The organism is Stenotrophomonas sp. INTA L402-1 (genome assembly GCF_059295135.1).
In genome coordinates this window covers 1-538 of record NZ_JCAFWP010000231.1, presented here as the reverse complement: position 1 = coordinate 538, position 538 = coordinate 1, and the positions used below count along the sequence as shown (strand labels likewise).

Here is a 538-nt window from a genome sequence, read left to right as displayed (position 1 = left end):
GCCGCCACCTTTCAGGGATGAACGCTGCCCCTTTTTACGACGCCTGCGGCGGGACAGGACAACCCGCGCATTACCCAGCCTGATTACGGGCAAATCCCCCCGGTTAACCCTGATTCTGGCCTGCGGATTTTTGACCGTGGCCCTTTTCAGCCTGGCCCTTTCCTTTACCAGTTTCCGGCGTACCTTTGTCTCACGGGCAACCTGTGACGCAGACTGCGATATCGCGGATGAAGCAACGCGGTTAATGGCCATTGCGGCGGCACCGGGCACCGCCGTTCTGCTGATACGGCTGAGGTTTTCAACGGCCTGCTCAAGACCTTTTATGGCCATACATCCCCCTTTCAGCGGCGACGGTTAACGGCAGGCGGTACGCCCCGCCCAAGCCAGAGATGACAGCTTCCGCCATCATCCGGCGAAATCCGGTCTATCCAGAAGTTTTCCTCACCGATGGTCAGCGTGTCGCCGCGCCGCAGCTGCCGCACATCATCAGTCCGGACAAACAGGAACGGGCTGGAGCCTTCAACGCGCACGCCCTGTC

General features: G+C 60.4%; 2 protein-coding genes. Both read right to left on the bottom strand.

The window, feature by feature from the left end; translation table 11 throughout:
• The coding region (locus tag AC5O77_RS22530; RefSeq protein WP_494507264.1) for a phage tail protein at positions 1-330 on the bottom strand (330 nt) is incomplete at its 3' end.
• A gap of 11 nt (positions 331-341) precedes the next feature.
• On the bottom strand, positions 342-538 hold a 197-nt coding region (locus tag AC5O77_RS22525), incomplete at its 5' end, for a head-tail joining protein (protein WP_494507263.1).